Source organism: Enterobacter sp. MGH 16 (genome assembly GCF_000493175.1).
GTDB classification, from domain to species: domain Bacteria; phylum Pseudomonadota; class Gammaproteobacteria; order Enterobacterales; family Enterobacteriaceae; genus Enterobacter; species Enterobacter roggenkampii.
Map to the genome: position 1 here is coordinate 786,116 of NZ_KI535695.1, position 19,430 is coordinate 805,545.

Below are 19,430 nucleotides of genomic sequence, written 5' to 3' on the forward strand. Positions count from 1 at the left end.
GAACGCGACATTTTAAAACGAGTGAGGAATTAGGGATGAGAAAAGCACTACTCGCGCTGGCAGTCGCCGGTTCCATTTCAGCAACGTTTGGCGTACAGGCGCAAGAGACGCCGGAAGGGTATCAACTGGAGCAAGTTTTAATCATGAGCCGTCACAACTTGCGCGCGCCGCTGGCCAATAACGGCAGCGTGCTGGAGCAGTCCACGCCGAAGCAGTGGCCGGAGTGGGAGGTGCCGGGCGGCCAGCTCACCACCAAAGGTGGCGTGCTGGAGGTGTATATGGGGCACTACATGCGCGAGTGGCTGGCGCAGCAGGGGATGGTGAAGACGGGAGAATGTCCACCGGCGGATAGCGTTTATGCTTACGCCAACAGCCTGCAGCGCACCGTCGCCACCGCGCAGTTCTTCATTACCGGCGCGTTCCCGGGCTGCGATGTGCCCGTGCACCATCAGGAAAAAATGGGCACCATGGACCCGACATTCAATCCGGTGATTACCGATAACTCGCCGGAATTCCGCGAAAAAGCGCTCAAGGCGATGGAGTCCGAGCGGGAGAAAATGCAGCTTGGTGAAAGCTACAAGCTGCTGGAGCAGATGACCAACTACGCCGACTCGCCGTCCTGCAAAGAGAAAAAGGTCTGCTCGCTGGCGGACGCGAAAGATACCTTCAGCGCCGACTATGAAAAAGAGCCCGGCGTTTCCGGGCCGCTGAAGGTGGGTAACTCGCTGGTGGACGCGTTCACGCTGCAGTATTACGAAGGCTTCCCGGCCGACCAGGTCGCCTGGGGTGAAATCAAAACCGACCAGCAGTGGCGCGTGCTGTCGAAGCTGAAAAACGGCTATCAGGACTCGCTGTTTACCTCTACCGAGGTGGCGCAAAACGTGGCGAAACCGCTGGTGAAGTATATCGATAAAACGCTGGTCACCGAGCAGGCGAAAGCGCCAAAGATCACCCTGCTGGTGGGGCATGATTCGAACATTGCTTCCCTGCTCACCGCCCTCGATTTCAAACCGTACCAGCTGCACGACCAGCAGGAGCGCACCCCGATTGGCGGCAAGATTGTCTTCCAGCGCTGGCATGACAAAAATGCCAACCAGGAGCTGATGAAAATTGAGTATGTCTATCAGAGCTCAGAGCAGCTGCGCAACGCCAGCGTGCTGTCGCTGCAGTCTCCGGCGCAGCGCGTGACGCTGGAGCTGAAGGGCTGCCCGGTGGATGCGAACGGCTTCTGTCCTGTCGATAAATTCAATGCGGTGATGAATAACGCGGCGAAGTAAGAGAGAACCCCCCGCGTGATGGCGGGGGGAAACGCTTAAACGTTTTTACGTTCGATGGTTTGCTCACCCCAGAAGAGCGAGTCTTTGTCCGTTTTTTCGAAGGCGCGCACCAGCACTTCATCGTTGCCTTCTTCCCAAATCTGCTCGGCCAGCTTTTCATCGTATTTCGCGACTTCAAAGATAGCTTCGGCAATCTCCGGAGAGGTGTTGCGTAAACTTGCCCATTCGCCCACGTGGTGAGCTTTGGATTCTTGAGTTGGCATGCTTGTCCTCCTGTTGGGTGTTAGCCGTTGAGTTTTTTGGCCAGACCCGCGACGTATTCACCCTGATAGCGGGCGATAGACAGTTCTTCATTGCTTGGCTGGCGTGAACCATCCCCACCGGCAATGGTGGTTGCACCGTACGGCGTACCGCCGCGCACCTGGGAAATATCAAACAGCTCCTGCGCGCCGTAGCCAATTGGCACAATCACCATCCCGTGATGAGCAAGGGTAGTCCAGGTTGAGGTAATCGTCTGCTCCTGACCGCCGCCGGTCCCGGTAGAGCTGAATACGCTGGCGAGTTTGCCGTAGAGCGCCCCGGATGCCCAAAGTCCGCCGGTTTGATCGAGGAAGGTGCGCATCTGGCCTGACATATTGCCGAAGCGGGTTGGGGTGCCGAAGATAATGGCATCATAATCCGCCAGCTCCTGCGGGGTGGCGACCGGGGCGTTTTGTGTTTTTCCCCCGGCTTTCGCGAAGGCTTCCGCCTGCATGGTTTCCGGTACGCGTTTCACCACAACCTCAACGCCGTCAACCCTGTTTGCACCTTCTGCTACCGCGTGAGCCATGGTTTCAATGTGTCCATACATGGAATAATAGAGCACCAGAACTTTTGCCATTTTGCTTCACTCCTCGTTGGTTTCTCTGACAGCGGATCGCTGCGCTCTTTTAAAGATATGTCATCACAGCCAGACTGCAAAAATGAACGCCATTTATTTGATTTATAACAACATGAGGAGAAAAATGGCTTTGTAGCAAAATGATACAACTTTCCCGGTGCGGATTTTTAAAATGATAAGAAAGGCTTATGAATTACCGCCGCGTCATCTCACCCGAAAGACTGAGATCATGTTGCAGGATATTACCTTCGGCTTGCCGGATAACCTCATTCCACTAAGCTTAGTTTCACGCGGCACAGATAAAGGCGTTGTCCTTGAGCCGCGAGGTGAAAGAATCCTCTTTTACTGAATGCAATATGATGTCTAATGTTTCACACTCTGGAGGTTAGAGATGGCAAACCATCGTGGTGGTTCAGGTAATTTCGCAGAAGACCGTGAAAGAGCATCAGAAGCAGGCCGTAAAGGTGGCCAGCATAGCGGGGGGAATTTTAAAAATGACCCTCAGCGCGCATCTGAGGCTGGCAAGAAAGGGGGGAAAAACAGCCATGGCGGCAATAAGTAATTCGCCAGGTTGACTCCCTGCCGCCGGGTTTCCCCCGGCGGTTTTTTTATTTCTGCAACATTGAACTGTAACCAAAGGCAACGCACACTACAGAATTGTTCTCATTTGCTGGTGCCGCATGTCTGTCTCACGCTTTAAGTTCTCCGTAAAACCACAGGAAGCCATCCTCATTCTCATCACCATGTTTTGGGGCGGGACGTTTCTGGCCGTTCAGTACGCGGTGACCCTCAGCGATCCGTTCTTCTTTGTCGGCCTTCGCTTTGCGACGGCGGCGTTAGCCGTGGGGCTAATATCCCTTAAAACGCTGCGGGGTCTGACGCTGAAAGAGCTTAAGGCGGGCGTGGCGATTGGGATGGCGATAGCCATGGGCTACAGCCTGCAGACGTGGGGATTGCAGACCATCTCCAGCAGCAAATCCGCGTTTATCACTGCCATGTATGTGCCGCTGGTGCCGCTACTGCAATGGCTGTGCCTGGGGCGGCTGCCGGGTCTGATGTCCTGTATTGGCATCGTGCTGGCGTTTATCGGCCTGATCTTACTGGCCGGGCCGGAAAACAATCTTCTGGCGCTGGGGCCGGGCGAGATCATTACCCTGATTGGGGCGATTGCCATTGCGGCGGAGATTATTCTCATCAGCGCGTGGGCGGGCAAGGTCGACGTCAAACGGGTGACGGTGGTGCAGCTCGCCACGGCCTCGCTGGTGGCCTTTGCGACGATGGTGCCGGCAGGGGAGTCCGTGCCGCCGATGTCCACCGGCCTGGTCGTGGTGGCGCTGGGGTTGGGGATTTTCAGCGCCATTATTCAGGTCACCATGAACTGGGCGCAGCGCAGCGTATCGCCAACGCGGGCAACGGTCATCTACACCGGCGAGCCGGTCTGGGCAGGCATTTTTGGGCGACTCGCCGGGGAACGTCTGCCGCTGCTGGCCCTGGTGGGCGCGGCGTTTATTGTCGCCGGGGTGCTGGTGAGCGAGTTGAAGCTCAGAAAGCGTCGGAACCCGGTGAGCGACATGACTGCTGAAGAAGGTTTAGATTGAAAAAACAGACGGGTTTATCTACGATGTGTACGGATAAATACCGTACACGGTGAAGTAAACCATGCCAGCACTGAAAAAACAGCGTATCGATCTTCGCTTAACGGACGAAGATAAAACAATGATTGAAGAAGCGGCAGCGATGACGAATCAAACGATCACCCAGTTTATGGTGAACAGTGCGTCAGAGCGGGCAGCGGAAGTCATCGAGCAGCACCGCCGTCTCGTATTAAACGAAGCATCCTGGAATGCGGTGATGGATGCCATCGACAATCCACCAGAGCCAAATGAACGCCTGAAGCGAGCGGCGAAACGTCTTCGAAACATGGAGTGAAGCGTCGTGGACAATCTCACGATCGAAATGTTTTCAGAGGGAAAAGACTATGATTTCAGGGACTTCGATTGTGGTGAACCCTCTCTAAATGTCTTCCTCACAGAACATCTGGTGCGTCAGCACAATGGGCGTATTTTACGAGGCTATTTGCTTAAAGATCGCGATGGTCCGCGAGTCCTGGGCTATTACACGTTGTCTGGTAGTTGCTTTGAAAAAGCGATGCTGCCTTCTAAGACTCAGCAGCGTCGGATCCCTTATAGCAACGTACCGAGCGTAACGCTGGGACGTCTGGCGATACATAAAGACTTACAGGGGCTGGAGTGGGGAACGACGCTCGTCGCACATGCCATGCGGGTTGTCTATCTGGCATCGCAGGCGGTGGGCGTACACGGAATATTTGTTGATGCACTCAACGACCAGGCAAAACAATTTTATCTGAAGCAGGGCTTTATACCGCTGACGGATGAAAACAGCCATTCTCTTTTCTTTCCTACAAAATCTATCGAACGACTGTTTGAGCAGGCGTGATTGCCTGACATAAAGGTGTTCTTAGCGAACATAAAGGTCGGGTAAGGCATCGCCGTCACCCGACATTCAGATTTCACGACTCCTGACGCACCACCTCGCCCTGCGGCGCAGCGGCCATCCGGCGGCTCAGCAGGGCGTTAAGCAGGATCGCGCCGAAGGTCGCCGTGCCAATCCCGCCGATCGTAAACCCGCCCAGCGTCAGGGCAAAATCGCCCGCGCCCAGCACCAGCGTGACCGCCACCATAATCAGGTTGCCATTCTGACTAAGGTCGACGCGATGCTGCACCCAGATGCGCGCCCCGGCCACGGCGATCAGCCCAAACACCACGATTGATGCCCCGCCGATGACCGGTGACGGAATGGTATGGATCAGCGCGCCGAATTTCGGCGAGAAGCCGAGCAGCATCGCCATCACTGCCGCCGCCACGAAGACCAGCGTCGAATAGACTTTGGTCACCGCCATCACGCCGATATTCTCGGCATAGGTGGTAACGCCGCTGCCGCCCACGGAACCGGAGAGCATGGTCGCCAGCCCGTCGCCGACGAACGCGCGGCCCATGTACGGGTCCATGCTGCGTCCGGTCATTCCCGCGACCGCCTTCAGGTGGCCCAGGTTTTCCGCCACCAGGATAACGGCGACGGGGGCGATAAGCATCATCGCCTGGGTGTTAAAGGTGGGGGAGGTCACCTTCGGCAGGCCGAACCAGGCGGCCTGATGCAGCAGCGTAAAATCAACCGGCTTGCCGAGACCAAAAACGTTTGCCAGCAGGGCATATACCAGACAGGCGACAATCAACCCGACCAGGATCAGCAGCCGCTGGATCATGCCCCGCGTAAAGACCGCCACCAGACCGATGCACAGCACGGTCACGACGGCCATCCAGCTTTCAAAGGGCGAGCCGGAGACGCTTTTCACCGCAATCGGCGCAAGGTTCAGACCGATCGCCATTACTACCGCGCCGGTGACGACGGGGGGCATCATGCGTTCGATCCAGCGCGTGCCGATCTTCATCACCACCAGACCAATCAGGGTATACACCAGACCGCAGGCGATGATGCCGCCGAGGGCCGCGCTCAGGTTGGGGTTGATTCCCTGGCCGTTAAACCCGGTGGTGGCGATGACCACCCCGACAAAGGCGGCGCTGGAGCCGAGATAGCTGGGCACGCGCCCGCCGGTGACAAAAAAGAACAGCAGGGTGCCGATACCCGACATCAGAATCGAGAGGTTGGGATCGAGTCCCATCAGCATCGGCATCAGCACCGTGGCGCCAAACATGGCGACCGCGTGCTGGACGCCCATCACCATCGTCTGCCCGAGCGGGAGGCGTTCATCCGGCGCGACCACGCCAGCGTCTGTGGAGGTCGATTTCAACTGCCAGTGGGGAAATCCGAACATGGTCTGTCTCCTTAGAGCGCCTTAACAGGCGGGTCGCATTAGCGCGTGGTAGCCGCGGTCAAACCACACCAGCCCTTGCGGCGCCGGGTGGCGAATAATCGAAACGATGTCGCAGAACAAAATGTCATGGGTGCCGACGCTCACCACCTGGCTGATGCGGCAGTCAAACGAGGCCAGCGCATCCTCCAGACGCGGACATCCGGTGTCGCCCGTCTGCCAGCGGGCGGCGGCGAAGCGTTCTTCCATTGGCGTTTTGCCGCCAAACAGGTTTGAGAGCGGCTCCTGTCCGGCGCTGAGGGTATTCACGCAAAGGGTGCGGTTTTCGCTGAACGTCGGCCAGACGGACGCGCCGCGGTTCAGGCACACCAGCAGGGTGGGCGGTGAATCCGTAACGCTGCACACCGCGCTGGCGGTGAAGCCTGCCAGCCCCGCCGGGCCGTCGGTAGTGATGATGTTCACCGCCGCGCCAACGCAGGCCATGGCGTCGCGAAAGGTTTGCTTATCCGGTGTCGTCATGATCGCTCCTTACGCCAGCCCGCAGGCATCGTCGAAGGACAGGCGCGGCAGGCGCCCGTAAAGTTTGCCCGGGTCGCCGTAGCCAATGTTGATAAGAAGATTGCTTTTAAGCGTCGTGCCGGTGAAAAAGGCCTCGTCGACCTTTTGGCGGTCAAAGCCCGACATCGGGCCGGTGTCCAGCCCCAGCGCGCGACAGGCGAAAATCATGTAGGCGGCCTGCAGCGAGCTGTTGCGAAAAGCCGTCTCTTCCGCCAGCGCGGGGCTTGCGGTAAACCAGCTTCTGGCATCGCCGTGCGGGAACAGTTCAGGCAGGCGCTCGTAGAATTCACTGTCCCAGGCCACGATCGCCGTAACCGGGGCGGTGAGCGTTTTCTCCAGGTTGCCGCTGGAGAGCGCCGGGCGCAGCTTCTCTTTTCCCTCCGCGCTTCGCACAAACACAATCCGTGCAGGGGAGCAGTTGGCCGAGGTTGGCCCCCATTTCATCAGGTCGTAGATTTCGCGCAGCGTCTCGTCGCTGACGGCAATATCCTGCCAGCCGTTATGGGTGCGGGCGCCGGTGAACAGCGTTTCCAGCGCGGTGGGATTAATGGCTTCGCTCATTACATCTCCTTATAAAGCGTGTTCATGACTGTGCAGCAGGCTGGCCAGCCCGTTCAGCAGCAGGGTGTTGAAGGTGTCCGGCTCGGTGACGTTGCAGGCATGGCCGCCCTGACGCATCACCGCGCTGTGGCTGTGCGGGATGGCCGCCTGCAGCTCAGACGAGCAGACAGAGGGCACCAGCATGTCGTCGGCGGAACAAATGATCTGGACCGGGCAGCGGATGCGCGCGGCGTGGCGGCTGAAGTCGGCCTTTTTCAGGGCGCTGAGCCGGTGCAGCAGGTTGGCTTTGCCCTGGAAATGGGCCAGCGCCAGCGCTTCTTCGGCCTCCAGACGGGGGGCGCGAGCGGCCATCCAGTCTGCCGGGTAGAGAAACAGCGGCTGCGCCTCAACCCACGCCTGCGGGCCGCCGTAATGCAGCAGGCGCTCGCGGATCTGAAAGCAGCGGCGGGTATGCGCGTTGAGGGTCAACCAGCCATTGACGCACACCAGCGCGGTGAGGGCGTCGGGGCGGTCGAGGGCCAACTGCAGGCCGACCAGCGCCCCCAGCGCGTGGCCGACGATGCTGTAGCGCGCGATCCCGGCCTCAGCCAGCGCCTGGGCCAGTTCGTCCGCCATCTGTGCCAGGCTGTAGCCTTCCGGCAGGGCGTCGGGGTTAGTGCCCGTTCCGCGCTGGTCATAGCACACCACCTGATACTCCGGCTCCAGCGCGGCCAGCTGGGGCAGCCAGTAGCTGCCGCTGCCGCCGAGACCGGCAATAAGGACCACCACGGGCGCACCCTCATACGGGGGCGGTGAGACGGAGAGTTTCATGCCTGCCTCACTTCGCGATGTGCGCAACGGTGGCGATCTCAACCAGCGCGTCCGGCTTCACCAGCCCGCACTGAATGCAGAACCGGGCCGGCTTATCGCCGGGGAAGAACTCGGCGTAGATTTCGTTAATCGCGGCGTAGTTTTTCCAGTCGGTAATAAAGATGCTGTTGAAGGTCACGTCTTCCATCGTGCCACCCGCCGTTTCGATCACGGTTTTGATCGTCTCCAGCACGTGGCGGGTTTGCGCCTTTGGGTCGTTGATAAACACCACGTTGTTGTCTTTATCAAACGGCAGCGTGCCGGAGACATACACCACGCCGTCGGCAAGGGTGCCGGGGACAAACGGGGCGATGGGCGTGCTGGTGCCCGGTGGGATGATTACGGATTTCGGCATCGTGCGTCTCCTCAGGCGATACGGGCGAGCGGGGGATTCAGGGCGTCGCAGAACTCGGCAACGCTGCTGACCCAGCCAAAAAAGGTTTCGATATTGAACAGGGCCGCCTTCTGGGCGAAATCCGGCCCGGCCTGATGGGTCGCGTCTTCCAGCACTACGCCGAAATACTCGAGGAAAAAGCCGTCGCGCAGGGTCGACTCCACGCAGACGTTGGTGGCAATGCCGGTGAAGACCAGGTGGCGAATGCCCCGGCTGCGCAGCAGGCTGTCGAGCGGCGTGTTGAAAAAGCCGCTGTAGCGCGGTTTCGGCAGGACAATATCACCCGCCTGCGGGACCAGCTCATCCACCAGTTGATAATCCCAGCCACCTTTTGCCAGCAGCTTGCCCTGCAGTTCGGGCCGCTTGCGCATGGTTTTCAGGGCGTTCGACTTGTGGAAGTTCGGTGAACCGGGGCCACCGGCCTCAACGTACTGGTCATCCCAGCCGTTCTGGAACCATATGATAAGCATGCCCGCAGCGCGCGCGGCGGCGACGGCGGTTTTGGTATTCGCTATCACAGGCTGCGTAGCGGAGACGTCGAAGCCCGCCAGATCAAGATAACCACCGGGGCTGGCGTAGGCGTTTTGCATGTCCACCACGATCAGCGCGCTCTGCTGCGGCGCAAAGGTGATGGCTTCCGGGCGTGCGTTAAGTGTCGTCATTACGCCACCTCCTTCGTGACGGCAGGGATGTGGGCGCGGCACTGCATCAGCGGCTGGATGCGTTCGCCGAAGGTCTCCACGCCGGTGAGGAAATCGTCGAAGGTCAGCAGAACGCCTTCCGCACCGGGAACGGCTGCCACTTCATCGAGCATCCTGGCGACGCTGGCGTACGAGCCGACCAGCGTGCCCATGTTGATATTGACGGCGGAGGTCGGGTCGGCCATCTGGCGAACGTTGGTATCCGCCCCGGAGCGGGTATCCTTCTGGCTCTGCTCGGTGAGCCAGCTCAGGGCCTCCTCGTCGGCGCCCTCCTTATAGCGCACCCATTTCGCGCGTGCGGCCTCGTCGGTTTCGTCGGCAATGACCATAAACAGCACGTAGGAGCCCACGTCGCGCCCGGTTTTGTCGGCGGCCTCTTTCATGCGCGCGGCGGTCGGGGCGAAGGCGGCAGGCGTGTTAACCCCTTTACCGAAGCAGAAGTTGAAGTCGGCGTATTTCGCCGAGAACTCCATTCCCGCGTCGCTCTGCCCGGCGCAAATCACCTTCATCGGCACCGAGGGCTGCGGGCTGACGCGGCAGTCGTTCATGGTGAAGAAGTCGCCCTTGAAATCGCTTTTGCCGGTACCCCACAGGTCGCGGAGGACCTGCACGTACTCGGTCAGGTAGTCGTAGCGGCGAGAGAAGTAATCGTCGCCCGGCCAGAGACCCATCTGCTCGTACTCCGGTTTTTGCCAGCCGGTCACCAGGTTGACGCCAAAGCGTCCGCCGGAGATGGAGTCGATGGTGGAGGCCATGCGTGCCACGATCGCCGGGGGCAGGGTGAGGGTGGCTGCGGTGGCGTAGATCTGGATCCGCGAGGTGACCGCGGCCAGCCCGGCCATCAGGGTGAAGGACTCCAGGTTGTGATCCCAGAATTCGGTTTTGCCGCCGAAGCCGCGCAGCTTGATCATCGAAAGCGCAAAGTCGAAATGGTAGTGCTCCGCTTTCTGCACGATGGCTTTATTCAGCTCAAAGGTCGGCATGTATTGCGGTGCAGTGGTCGAGATAAGCCAGCCGTTGTTGCCGATGGGTACAAATACGCCAATTTTCATCACGAACCTCTCTTCATTACGTCGCAGGTGTAACGGTGTTTTTGCAAAGGCAGTGCCAGTTTTGAAAATGGCAGTGTTATTAATGTGTTAATAAGAGGTTGGTGGTTTGATGTAATTAAATGTGGACTAACTGGTCAAAAACATTGCACAGAAAACAGGCATTCATGCGCGATCGGGGTGCAGGATGTCGTGGCGAGACGGGGGTTTTGCTATGCTGAGGGCAACGCAGAATAAGGAGAGCGGGAATGACACAAGGCGCAGTGAAAACACCAGGTAAACGTTCGCAGGCGGTGAGCGCCAAGAAGCAGGCGATCCTCAGCGCGGCCCTGGAGACCTTTTCGCAGTTTGGCATTCACGGCACGCGCCTGGAGCAGGTGGCGGAGCAGTCTGGGGTATCCAAAACCAATCTGCTCTACTATTACCCGTCGAAAGAGGCGCTCTATGTCGCGGTGATGCAGCAGATCCTCGATATCTGGCTGGCTCCGCTGAAAGCGTTCCGCGAGGAGCTGGCCCCGCTGGTGGCGATCAAAGAGTACATACGCCTGAAGCTGGAGGTGTCGCGCGATTACCCGCAGGCATCAAGGCTGTTCTGCCTCGAGATGCTGCAGGGCGCGCCGCTGTTGCAGGCGGAGCTGACCGGAGATTTAAAGCAGCTGGTGGACGATAAGTCGGCCATTATCGCCGGATGGGTGGCCAGCGGAAAGTTGGCCCCGGTCGATCCGCATCATCTGATCTTTATGATTTGGGCCTCCACCCAGCATTACGCTGACTTTGCGGCCCAGGTCGAGGCGGTGACCGGAAAAACGCTCCAGGACGAAGCGTTTTTCCACAGCACCCTGGAAAACGTGCAGCGGATGATTATCGAAGGGATCCGCTTGCGCTAGTTCCCCGGTGGGAGAGGGCAGCTTAAGTCGCCCTCTTCACACTGCATCAGCGAGGCCAGAAACGCCTCGCGCTCCACGGTTTTCTCCGCCAGGCACTGATTCACGATCATCGGCTGAACGCTGCCGCCTTCCGTCCCCGAACCGATAAACGCACAGTCCGCGTCGCGCAGGGCAATCCAGGCCTGCTGCGCCTTTTTCAGCAGCTCGCGCTGAGGGGCTTCCGCACGCTTGACGGCGGCCTGATAGGTCTGGTTGAGCTTTTTGTCGGCAGCCTGGTACTGCTGCGCGCTGCAGGTATTCAGCTCAAGCTGGGTGGTCGCTTTGTCGCACTCGTCGGCCAGCGCGCTGGCGCTCAGCAGCAGCGCTGCACCTGCGAGAAATACTCTTTTCATCATCCCCTCCGTGTAAAAAAGCCGGATGCGCTGCGCTTATCCGGCCTACGGTTGTTTTGTAGCCCCGGTAAGCGTAGCGCCACCGGGGAAAGTTTACACGATTAACCGATGGTCATCAGGCTGGCGTTACCGCCTGCCGCCGCGGTATTGACGCTGAGCGAGCGCTCCACGTACAGACGCTCCAGCAGCAGGTTGGTCTCCCCGCGCGCGAAGCCCTGCACCGAAACAATCGCCCCGCTGCGGGCCGCAACCTGCTCGCACAGCTCGCGCAGCTGGTCAGAATCACCGTGATAAATCACGGCATCAAACGGCTGCGTCAGCAGCGCATCGGCTTTCGCGAAGTGAATACGGGCCGAGACCGCTTTCGGCAGCTGTTTGGTGAGATCGCGATGCAGCGCATCGTCGGGCCACAGCACTTCACACCCGGTGGCCATCGCGGCGGCCAGCTGTACCAGCGCGTCCTGCTCGTTATCCGCCACGCACAGTACGCGCTCGCGCGGCATCAGCGTCCAGGTATTGCGCTCGCCGGTCGGCCCCGGCAGCAGACGCTGCGTACCGGCCTGTGCCAGCTCGCCGTACTGCTGCGCAATCGCACGCAGCTCTGGACGATTATCAGCCCACTTAATCAGCGCGTCCAGCGGCTGGGTCAGCACGGTTTTCAGCTGCGCATCCACCGGATACTCCGCATCCTGACGCGCCAGGGTGACGCCCAGCGCGTTCTCAGGACGGTTCGCCAGCAGACGGTACAGGTAGAGCGGACCGCCCGCTTTCGGACCGGTGCCGGAGAGGCCTTCACCGCCGAACGGCTGCACGCCAACGACCGCACCCACCATGTTGCGGTTAACGTACAGGTTGCCCACTTTGGCGCTGCCGGTCACCTGCGCGATGGTCTCGTCGATACGGGTATGCACGCCGAGCGTCAGGCCATAGCCGGAGGCGTTGATCTGCTCAACCAGCTCGTTGAGGTTGTTACGGTTGTAGCGCACCACGTGCAGCACCGGACCGAAGACCTCTTTTTTCAGCTCGTCGAAGCTCGCCAGCTCGATAAGCGTAGGCGGCACAAAGGTGCCGGAACGCCACTCGCGGGCATCTTCGCTGTTGTCTCGCACCGCCTGGAACACCGGACGGCCTTTCGCGCGCATGGCCTGAATGTGGTTTTCAATATTGGCTTTCGCTTCCGCGTCGATCACCGGCCCGATGTCGGTGGTGAGACGGCCCGGGTTGCCCATGCGGCATTCGGCCATCGCGCCGCGAAGCATCTTCAGCGTGTGGTCTGCAACGTCATCCTGCAGGCACAGCACGCGCAGGGCGGAGCAGCGCTGACCGGCGCTGTCGAAGGCGGAGGCCAGCACGTCAACCACCACCTGCTCGGTGAGGGCGGAGGAGTCGACGATCATGGCGTTCATGCCGCCGGTTTCCGCGATGAGCGGCGTAGGACGACCCTGCGCATCCAGACGGGTGGCAATATTGCGCTGCAGCAGCGAGGCCACTTCGGTCGAACCGGTAAACATCACGCCGCGCACGCGGTTATCGGAGGTCAGTTTGGCGCCCACGGTTTCACCGCGGCCCGGCAGCAGCTGGACCACGCCCGCCGGTACGCCGGCTTCCAGAAGAATGTTGATGCCCTGTGCGGCAATCAGCGGGGTCTGCTCTGCCGGTTTTGCCAGCACGCTGTTGCCAGCGGCCAGGGCGGCGGCAATCTGGCCGGTGAAGATCGCCAGCGGGAAGTTCCACGGGCTGATACAGACGACCGGGCCGAGCGGACGGTGGGTTTCGTTGTCGAAATCATCGCGCACCTGACCGGCGTAGTAGTGCAGGAAGTCGACCGCCTCGCGCACTTCGGCGATGGCGTTGCTGAAGGTTTTACCCGCTTCGCGCACCAGAATGCCGATGAGCGACTGCATCTGGTCTTCCATCAGCACCGCCGCGCGTTCCAGAATGGCGGCGCGCTCCTGCGGCGGGGTGGCGAACCAGATAGGGGCGTTATTCACCGCGCTGTCCAGCGCCTGATCCACTTCCGCATCGGTGGCTTCACGCACGTAGCCGACGATATCTTTTGGCTCCGCCGGGTTGATGACCGGCTGCATGTCGCCGTCAGCAACGGGCTGCTCCAGCATCGGTTTCGCCTGCCACTTCTGCAGCGCGCTGTTGAGCAGGGCAGAGGAGAGGGACGCCAGACGGTGTTCGTTGGCGAGATCCAGCCCCGCCGAGTTGACGCGACCCTTGCCGTACAGCTCGCGCGGCAGGGCAATCTTCGGATGCGGCAGGCCAATCTGGCCTTCCTGCGCCGCCATCTTCTCAACGGCCTGCACCGGATCGGCGACCAGCTCGTCGAGCGGCAGCGTGGTGTCGGCGATGCGGTTAACGAAGGAGGTGTTCGCGCCGTTTTCCAGCAGGCGACGCACCAGATATGCCAGCAGGGTTTCGTGGGTGCCCACCGGGGCGTAAATGCGGCACGGGCGGTTAAGCTTGCCGTCCGCCACTTTACCGGTCACCTGCTCGTACAGCGGTTCACCCATGCCGTGCAGGCACTGGAATTCGTACTGGCCCGGGTAGTAGTTCTGCCCGGCCAGGCTGTAAATGGCCGCCAGGGTGTGGGCGTTGTGGGTGGCGAACTGCGGATAAATCAGGTTCGGCACGCCGAGCAGCTTTTTCGCGCAGGCGAGGTAAGAGACGTCGGTATAGACCTTGCGGGTGTAGACCGGATAGCCTTCCAGCCCTTCCATCTGGGCGCGTTTGATTTCGCTGTCCCAGTAGGCCCCTTTCACCAGGCGGATCATCAGGCGACGGCGGCTGCGGCTGGCCAGATCAATCAGGTAATCAATGACGAACGGGCAGCGCTTCTGGTAGGCCTGGATCACGAAGCCAATGCCGTTCCAGCCCGCCAGCTCCGGTTCGAAGCACAGTTTTTCCAGCAGATCGAGGGAGATCTCCAGACGGTCGGCCTCTTCGGCGTCGATGTTGATGCCGATATCATACTGGCGCGCCAGCAGGGTCAGGGACTTCAGGCGCGGGTAGAGCTCTTCCATTACCCGATCGTACTGCGCGCGGCTGTAGCGCGGGTGCAGGGCGGAGAGCTTAATGGAGATGCCCGGGCCTTCATAAATACCGCGACCGTTGGACGCTTTACCGATGGCGTGGATCGCCTGCTGGTAAGAAACCATGTAGGCCTGCGCGTCGGCGGCGGTCAGCGCCGCTTCGCCCAGCATGTCGTAGGAGTAGCGGAAACCTTTATCTTCCAGCTTACGGGCGTTCGCCAGCGCTTCGGCAATGGTTTCCCCGGTGACGAACTGCTCGCCCATCAGGCGCATCGCCATGTCCACGCCCTTGCGGATCAGCGGCTCGCCGCTCTTGCCGATGATGCGGTTCAGGGAGCGGGACAGGTTGGCTTCGTTATGGGTCGAGACCAGTTTGCCGGTGAACAGCAGGCCCCATGTCGCGGCGTTGACGAACAGCGACGGGCTGCGGCCAATGTGCGAATGCCAGTTGCCGTTGCTGATCTTGTCGCGGATCAGCGCGTCGCGGGTGGCTTTATCCGGAATACGCAGCAGCGCTTCCGCCAGGCACATCAGCGCCACGCCTTCCTGTGAGGAGAGGGAAAACTCCTGCAGCAGACCCTGAACCATCCCGGCGCGGCCGGTGGCGGTTTTCTGGTTACGCAGTTTGTCAGCCAGCTGGTACGCCAGGCTGTGCGCCTGTGCGGCAATAGCTTCCGGCAGACGGGCCTGCTCCAGCAGCATCGGTACGGCGTCGGTTTCGGCGCGACGGTACGCACCGGTGATGGCGGCACGGCTGACGGACTGCGGCAGGATCTGCTCGGCGAATTCGAGGAACGGCTGATGGCTTTCATCGCCAGCGGCAGGCGCGTCTTCGCTTTCATTGGCGGCACCGGCGAGCAGGGCAGGCAGCTCCGGCAGGCCCTCGTCGCTCTCGAGTCTTTCGAGATAGTTAAAAATCGCCTGCTTAATTAACCAGTGCGGCGTGCGATCAATGCGGGTTGCTGCGGTCTTAATCCGTTCGCGGGTCGCGTCATCCAGCTTAACCCCCATGGTGGTCATACCCATGCCAAAGCTCCTGTTGTGCTTTCATCGTGTTTGGTCGTTAGCGTGAAATATCCACCATGTTGCAACTTTGTGCAACCGTGTTAAATGTGACCTGGTTTGCAACCCAGAAAATGAATGGATTGTTAACGAATGGTTAGCTGGAAAAACGTGCTGGCTTTGTCGCGGAAAGCCTGGTTTTATGCGGGAGTTAACACTTTTCAAAGGTGCAACCCGTAAAAGCGTGAGCGAGTGCAACCTATAGGAAACTCGTATCAAACCGGGGATGAAATTGATGTAAATGCAGTGTTAAATCGTTTGTCAGCGGAGGGCGCATACGGCAGGATAGCGCGCCCAACCGAAACACAAGATACCGTCACCTCGTTCCGGTGATCATATAACAAGGCAACCCGGATGGTTGTCGCTCGACACTTTTGGAGAATTTGAATGGCAATTAGCACACCGATGCTGGTGACATTTCTCGTTTATATTTTTGGCATGATCCTGATAGGGTTTTTGGCGTGGCGTTCCACGAAAAACTTTGACGACTACATTCTGGGCGGACGCAGTTTAGGCCCGATGGTGACCGCACTCTCCGCGGGCGCATCGGACATGAGCGGATGGCTGCTGATGGGTCTGCCGGGTGCGATTTTTATCTCCGGTATCTCGGAAAGCTGGATCGCCATCGGTCTGACCGTGGGCGCGTGGATCAACTGGAAGCTGGTGGCGGGCCGTCTGCGCGTGCATACCGAGGCTAACAATAATGCCCTGACGCTGCCGGACTACTTCACCGGACGCTTTGAAGATAACAGCCGCATTCTGCGCATTATCTCTGCCGTGGTTATCCTCCTGTTCTTTACCATCTACTGTGCCTCCGGCATCGTGGCGGGCGCGCGCCTGTTCGAAAGCACCTTCGGCATGAGCTACGAAACCGCCCTGTGGGCCGGTGCGGCGGCGACCATCCTCTATACCTTCGTGGGCGGGTTCCTGGCGGTAAGCTGGACCGACACCGTGCAGGCAAGTCTGATGATCTTTGCCCTGATCCTGACCCCGGTGATTGTGATTTTCACCGTTGGCGGCTTTGGCGAATCGCTGGAAGTGATCAAGCAGAAGAGCATTGAAAACGTCGACATGCTGAAAGGGCTGAACTTTGTCGCCATCGTCTCCCTGATGGGCTGGGGTCTGGGCTACTTCGGTCAGCCGCACATTCTGGCGCGCTTTATGGCGGCAGATTCTCATCACACCATCGTTCATGCGCGTCGCATCAGCATGACGTGGATGATTTTGTGTCTGGCGGGCGCGTGTGCGGTCGGTTTCTTCGGTATCGCCTACTTTAATAACAACCCGGCGCAGGCGGGCGCGGTGAACCAGAACGCCGAGCGCGTGTTCATCGAACTGGCGCAGATTCTGTTTAACCCGTGGATTGCCGGTATTCTGCTCTCTGCGATCCTGGCGGCGGTGATGTCCACCCTGAGCTGTCAGCTGCTGGTCTGCTCCAGTGCAATCACCGAAGACCTCTATAAGGCCTTCCTGCGTAAAAACGCGAGCCAGAAAGAGCTGGTGTGGGTAGGGCGCTTTATGGTGCTGCTGGTGGCGCTGGTGGCGATTGCGCTGGCGGCCAACCCGGAAAACCGCGTGCTGGGTCTCGTGAGCTACGCGTGGGCGGGCTTCGGTGCGGCGTTTGGTCCGGTCGTCCTGTTCTCCGTCATGTGGTCCCGTATGACCCGTAACGGCGCGCTGGCGGGGATGATTATCGGTGCGGTGACCGTTATCGTCTGGAAACAGTTCGCCTGGCTGGGCCTGTACGAAATCATTCCTGGCTTCATCTTCGGCAGCATCGGTATCGTGGTCTTCAGCCTGCTGGGTAAAGCACCGTCTGCCTCCATGCAGAAACGCTTTGCGGAAGCCGACGCGCATTACCACTCCGCGCCGCCGTCTAAGCTGCAGCCGGAATAATTTTTCCCACGGAAAACCGTAGGCCGGGTAAGCGCAAGCGCACCCGGCTTTTTTCTTGCCAAAATCCGTCTTTTCCTGTGATATCCCTGTGCTTATAACAATGAGGATAGCGAAGCATGACAATCAAAACAGGGTTAATGGCGGCGGCATTATTGATGCTGGCGGGCTGCAGCGCGCCATCGCAACACGCGGCGGTGGAGACCTGCAAAGCGGATAGCCAGATGCAGCAAACCACGCTCTATTTCGGCTTGAACCGTCCTGCCGGGGCGCAGATTACCCCCAACGAGTGGCAGCAGTTTGTTGACCAGGACGTGACGCCGCGCTTTCGCGATGGCTTAACGGTGTTTGATGCCCGCGGGCAGTGGCTGGGGAACGACGGAAAAGTGGCGCGCGAGCCGAGCAAGGCGCTGATGCTGATCCACGGTAAAGATGCGCAGAGCGAGAAGAACATCGAAGCGTTACGCGGGATTTATAAGTCCCGCTTCGCGCAGGAGTCGGTGATGCGTGTCGATCAGCCGGTGTGCGTGCAGTTTTAATGAAAACGGCGGGAATTCCCGCCGTTGTTGTTTTGTAGGCCGGGATCGCTGCGCGCCACCCGGCATTGCATCAGAGCACCAACCCCGCAAAGCTCGCCGACAGCAAACTCACCAGCGTCGCGCCGTACACCAGACGCAGCCCGAAACGCGATACCACGTTACCCTGCTGCTCGTTCAGGCCCTTAATCGCCCCGGCCACGATGCCGATGGAGGCAAAGTTCGCGAACGAGACGAGGAAGACGGATAAAATCCCCAGCCCGCGCGGGGACATCTGGTGCGCTATTTTCTGCAGCTCAATCATCGCCACAAATTCATTCGCCACCAGCTTGGTCGCCATAATGCTGCCCGCATTTAAGGCATCGCTTAGCGGAATCCCTACCAGCCACGCCAGGGGATAAAATACATAGCCCAGGATCTGCTGGAAGCTCATGCCAAATACGCTGGAGAAGAGGGCATTAACGGCGCTAATAAGCGCGATAAAGCCAATCAGCATCGCCAGAATAATCATCGCCACCTTAAAACCGGCCAGAATATACTCGCCGAGCATCTCGAAGAAGCTCTGGGATTCATGCAGTTTTTCGAGCTTAACATCCGGTTCCGCTTCCGGGCGCGCCGGGTTGATGACTGAGAGGATAATAAAGGTGCTGAACATGTTGAGAATCAGCGCCGCGACGACATATTTGGCGTCGAGCATGGTCATATACGCCCCGACAATCGACAGGGAGACCGTCGACATGGCCGTGGCCGCCATGGTGAACAGACGACGCGAGGAGAGATCGCCCAGCACGCCTTTGTAGGCAATGAAGTTTTCCGACTGGCCGAGGATCAGCGAGCTCACCGCGTTAAAGGATTCCAGCTTGCCCATACCGTTCAGTTTTGACAGCAGCGTACCGATTACCCGAATAAAAATTGGCAGGATCCGCCAGTGCTGAAGAATACCGATCAGCGCGGAAATAAAAATAATCGGACAAAGCACGCCGAGGAAAATGAACGCCAGCCCTTTTTCACCCATACCGCCAAAGACGAAATTGGTGCCTTCGCCAGCAAATTTGAGCAGTGACTCAAAAAATCCTGAGACGTATTTAATCAGGAATAACCCGCTTTCGGCGTGCAGGAAAAAGAACGCCAGCGCAATTTCAATAACAATCAGCTGTAAAACAAAACGAACCCGAATTTTCCGGCGGTCAAAACTCGTAAGCCAGGCGAGCGCAAGAATAATCACCAGCGCCAGCAGGAAATGGACAATTTTAAACATGGTTTATTTTCAGTTAGGTTGTGAGGCGGATATTTAGCCACAGCCCTGAATCAGCGTAAATGGGCATTTTCGTTATAACTTATAAACCTGAACGTTACGTACGTCACTATTATCAGGCTTTGCGTTTACAACTCGTCATCAAAACACCGCACATTTCGCTTGTTTTTCTTTCCGTCGTAATGATAATCACTATCACAAGAATTTACCTTTCTTTGCATCAGTTGACCGCGATAAACATTTAAGGT

Annotated in this window: 20 protein-coding genes; 8 read left to right on the forward strand and 12 right to left on the reverse strand. The window is 59.0% G+C overall.

Annotation, left to right across the window (positions count from 1 at the left end):
* Nucleotides 1-35: 35 nt before the first annotated feature.
* A complete protein-coding gene (agp, locus tag L362_RS19015) occupies nucleotides 36-1,277 on the forward strand; it encodes a bifunctional glucose-1-phosphatase/inositol phosphatase (RefSeq protein ID WP_023343731.1) in 1,242 nt (413 codons plus the stop codon).
* A gap of 35 nt (nucleotides 1,278-1,312) precedes the next feature.
* Here agp and L362_RS19010 read toward each other — a convergent pair whose 3' ends face one another.
* Nucleotides 1,313-1,540 carry a YccJ family protein gene (locus L362_RS19010; RefSeq protein ID WP_008499832.1) on the reverse strand — a complete coding sequence of 76 codons (228 nt, stop codon included), beginning with the start codon at nucleotides 1,538-1,540 and terminating at the stop codon, nucleotides 1,313-1,315.
* Nucleotides 1,541-1,560: 20 nt separating this feature from the next.
* Nucleotides 1,561-2,157, reverse strand: coding sequence for an NAD(P)H:quinone oxidoreductase (gene wrbA / locus L362_RS19005; RefSeq protein ID WP_008499831.1), 597 nt, complete (start codon nucleotides 2,155-2,157; stop codon nucleotides 1,561-1,563).
* A gap of 391 nt (nucleotides 2,158-2,548) precedes the next feature.
* Between wrbA and L362_RS19000 the strand changes: the two genes are divergently transcribed.
* The 4 genes from L362_RS19000 (at nucleotide 2,549) to L362_RS18985 (ending at nucleotide 4,614) form a co-directional block, all read left to right on the forward strand.
* Nucleotides 2,549-2,719, forward strand: a complete 171-nt coding sequence (locus L362_RS19000; protein ID WP_013097201.1) for a con-10 family general stress protein — start codon at nucleotides 2,549-2,551, stop codon at nucleotides 2,717-2,719.
* 118 nt (nucleotides 2,720-2,837) lie between these two features.
* The gene (locus tag L362_RS18995) at nucleotides 2,838-3,755 is read left to right on the forward strand and encodes a DMT family transporter (RefSeq protein WP_023343732.1); all 918 of its coding nucleotides are present in this window, start codon (nucleotides 2,838-2,840) and stop codon (nucleotides 3,753-3,755) included.
* A 61-nt stretch (nucleotides 3,756-3,816) separates the two neighbouring features.
* The gene (locus tag L362_RS18990; RefSeq protein ID WP_008499829.1) at nucleotides 3,817-4,086 is read left to right on the forward strand and encodes a type II toxin-antitoxin system TacA family antitoxin; all 270 of its coding nucleotides are present in this window, start codon (nucleotides 3,817-3,819) and stop codon (nucleotides 4,084-4,086) included.
* Nucleotides 4,087-4,092: 6 nt separating this feature from the next.
* Nucleotides 4,093-4,614, forward strand: a complete 522-nt coding sequence (locus L362_RS18985; RefSeq protein ID WP_021240810.1) for a GNAT family N-acetyltransferase — start codon at nucleotides 4,093-4,095, stop codon at nucleotides 4,612-4,614.
* A gap of 73 nt (nucleotides 4,615-4,687) precedes the next feature.
* On the opposite strand, the gene rutG is transcribed toward L362_RS18985, so the two are convergent.
* The 7 genes from rutG to rutA are packed head-to-tail and all read right to left on the reverse strand — an operon-like array spanning nucleotide 4,688 to nucleotide 10,122.
* Nucleotides 4,688-6,010: a pyrimidine utilization transport protein G gene (rutG, locus tag L362_RS18980; protein WP_023343733.1), complete on the reverse strand. Its 1,323-nt coding sequence runs from the start codon at nucleotides 6,008-6,010 to the stop codon at nucleotides 4,688-4,690.
* Between the two features lie 21 nt (nucleotides 6,011-6,031).
* Nucleotides 6,032-6,526, reverse strand: a complete 495-nt coding sequence (gene rutF, locus L362_RS18975) for an NADH-dependent FMN reductase RutF (protein ID WP_023292823.1) — start codon at nucleotides 6,524-6,526, stop codon at nucleotides 6,032-6,034.
* A 9-nt stretch (nucleotides 6,527-6,535) separates the two neighbouring features.
* Nucleotides 6,536-7,126: a malonic semialdehyde reductase gene (locus tag L362_RS18970; protein WP_023343734.1), complete on the reverse strand. Its 591-nt coding sequence runs from the start codon at nucleotides 7,124-7,126 to the stop codon at nucleotides 6,536-6,538.
* A gap of 9 nt (nucleotides 7,127-7,135) precedes the next feature.
* On the reverse strand, nucleotides 7,136-7,936 hold the full coding sequence (gene rutD / locus L362_RS18965; protein ID WP_023343735.1) for a pyrimidine utilization protein D: 801 nt from the start codon (nucleotides 7,934-7,936) through the stop codon (nucleotides 7,136-7,138).
* Between the two features lie 7 nt (nucleotides 7,937-7,943).
* Nucleotides 7,944-8,330, reverse strand: a complete 387-nt coding sequence (rutC, locus tag L362_RS18960; protein WP_008499822.1) for a pyrimidine utilization protein C — start codon at nucleotides 8,328-8,330, stop codon at nucleotides 7,944-7,946.
* Nucleotides 8,331-8,341: 11 nt separating this feature from the next.
* Entirely contained in the window at nucleotides 8,342-9,031 is a 690-nt protein-coding gene (gene rutB / locus L362_RS18955) for a pyrimidine utilization protein B (RefSeq protein WP_021240806.1), read from the reverse strand.
* Complete coding sequence (gene rutA, locus L362_RS18950; protein WP_021240805.1) at nucleotides 9,031-10,122, reverse strand: pyrimidine utilization protein A; 1,092 nt, start codon at nucleotides 10,120-10,122, stop codon at nucleotides 9,031-9,033. Before rutA ends, rutB begins: the two co-directional genes overlap by 1 nt.
* A 245-nt stretch (nucleotides 10,123-10,367) precedes the next feature.
* Between rutA and rutR the strand changes: the two genes are divergently transcribed.
* Nucleotides 10,368-11,006 (forward strand): HTH-type transcriptional regulator RutR, encoded by a 639-nt coding sequence (gene rutR, locus L362_RS18945; RefSeq protein ID WP_008499819.1) that lies wholly within the window; start codon nucleotides 10,368-10,370, stop codon nucleotides 11,004-11,006.
* Here the strand turns inward: rutR and L362_RS18940 are convergent.
* Both L362_RS18940 and putA read right to left on the reverse strand, forming a co-directional pair.
* A complete protein-coding gene (locus tag L362_RS18940; RefSeq protein ID WP_021240804.1) occupies nucleotides 11,003-11,398 on the reverse strand; it encodes a lysozyme inhibitor LprI family protein in 396 nt (131 codons plus the stop codon). The two genes, rutR and L362_RS18940, sit on opposite strands and share 4 nt — an antisense overlap.
* A 101-nt stretch (nucleotides 11,399-11,499) precedes the next feature.
* Nucleotides 11,500-15,462: a trifunctional transcriptional regulator/proline dehydrogenase/L-glutamate gamma-semialdehyde dehydrogenase gene (gene putA, locus L362_RS18935; protein WP_023343736.1), complete on the reverse strand. Its 3,963-nt coding sequence runs from the start codon at nucleotides 15,460-15,462 to the stop codon at nucleotides 11,500-11,502.
* Between the two features lie 423 nt (nucleotides 15,463-15,885).
* On the opposite strand from putA, the gene putP reads away from it, so the two are divergent.
* Both putP and L362_RS18925 read left to right on the forward strand, forming a co-directional pair.
* Complete coding sequence (putP, locus tag L362_RS18930) at nucleotides 15,886-17,394, forward strand: sodium/proline symporter PutP (protein ID WP_008499815.1); 1,509 nt, start codon at nucleotides 15,886-15,888, stop codon at nucleotides 17,392-17,394.
* A gap of 116 nt (nucleotides 17,395-17,510) precedes the next feature.
* Complete coding sequence (locus L362_RS18925; protein ID WP_008499814.1) at nucleotides 17,511-17,930, forward strand: DUF3574 domain-containing protein; 420 nt, start codon at nucleotides 17,511-17,513, stop codon at nucleotides 17,928-17,930.
* A gap of 70 nt (nucleotides 17,931-18,000) precedes the next feature.
* On the opposite strand, the gene L362_RS18920 is transcribed toward L362_RS18925, so the two are convergent.
* Entirely contained in the window at nucleotides 18,001-19,185 is a 1,185-nt protein-coding gene (locus L362_RS18920; RefSeq protein ID WP_021240801.1) for a NupC/NupG family nucleoside CNT transporter, read from the reverse strand.
* Between the last annotated feature and the right edge of the window lie 245 nt (nucleotides 19,186-19,430).

What these genes read in the sequence shown, in the direction of transcription:
- agp (WP_023343731.1), top strand. Translation starts at nt 36, where the DNA reads ATGAGAAAAGCACTACTCGCGCTGGCAGTCGCCGGTTCCATTTCAGCA.
- L362_RS19010 (WP_008499832.1), bottom strand. Translation starts at nt 1,540, where the DNA reads ATGCCAACTCAAGAATCCAAAGCTCACCACGTGGGCGAATGGGCAAGT.
- wrbA (WP_008499831.1), bottom strand. Translation starts at nt 2,157, where the DNA reads ATGGCAAAAGTTCTGGTGCTCTATTATTCCATGTATGGACACATTGAA.
- L362_RS19000 (WP_013097201.1), top strand. Translation starts at nt 2,549, where the DNA reads ATGGCAAACCATCGTGGTGGTTCAGGTAATTTCGCAGAAGACCGTGAA.
- L362_RS18995 (WP_023343732.1), top strand. Translation starts at nt 2,838, where the DNA reads ATGTCTGTCTCACGCTTTAAGTTCTCCGTAAAACCACAGGAAGCCATC.
- L362_RS18990 (WP_008499829.1), top strand. Translation starts at nt 3,817, where the DNA reads ATGCCAGCACTGAAAAAACAGCGTATCGATCTTCGCTTAACGGACGAA.
- rutG (WP_023343733.1), bottom strand. Translation starts at nt 6,010, where the DNA reads ATGTTCGGATTTCCCCACTGGCAGTTGAAATCGACCTCCACAGACGCT.
- rutF (WP_023292823.1), bottom strand. Translation starts at nt 6,526, where the DNA reads ATGACGACACCGGATAAGCAAACCTTTCGCGACGCCATGGCCTGCGTT.
- L362_RS18970 (WP_023343734.1), bottom strand. Translation starts at nt 7,126, where the DNA reads ATGAGCGAAGCCATTAATCCCACCGCGCTGGAAACGCTGTTCACCGGC.
- rutD (WP_023343735.1), bottom strand. Translation starts at nt 7,936, where the DNA reads ATGAAACTCTCCGTCTCACCGCCCCCGTATGAGGGTGCGCCCGTGGTG.
- rutC (WP_008499822.1), bottom strand. Translation starts at nt 8,330, where the DNA reads ATGCCGAAATCCGTAATCATCCCACCGGGCACCAGCACGCCCATCGCC.
- rutB (WP_021240806.1), bottom strand. Translation starts at nt 9,031, where the DNA reads ATGACGACACTTAACGCACGCCCGGAAGCCATCACCTTTGCGCCGCAG.
- rutA (WP_021240805.1), bottom strand. Translation starts at nt 10,122, where the DNA reads ATGAAAATTGGCGTATTTGTACCCATCGGCAACAACGGCTGGCTTATC.
- rutR (WP_008499819.1), top strand. Translation starts at nt 10,368, where the DNA reads ATGACACAAGGCGCAGTGAAAACACCAGGTAAACGTTCGCAGGCGGTG.
- L362_RS18940 (WP_021240804.1), bottom strand. Translation starts at nt 11,398, where the DNA reads ATGAAAAGAGTATTTCTCGCAGGTGCAGCGCTGCTGCTGAGCGCCAGC.
- putA (WP_023343736.1), bottom strand. Translation starts at nt 15,462, where the DNA reads ATGGGTATGACCACCATGGGGGTTAAGCTGGATGACGCGACCCGCGAA.
- putP (WP_008499815.1), top strand. Translation starts at nt 15,886, where the DNA reads ATGGCAATTAGCACACCGATGCTGGTGACATTTCTCGTTTATATTTTT.
- L362_RS18925 (WP_008499814.1), top strand. Translation starts at nt 17,511, where the DNA reads ATGACAATCAAAACAGGGTTAATGGCGGCGGCATTATTGATGCTGGCG.
- L362_RS18920 (WP_021240801.1), bottom strand. Translation starts at nt 19,185, where the DNA reads ATGTTTAAAATTGTCCATTTCCTGCTGGCGCTGGTGATTATTCTTGCG.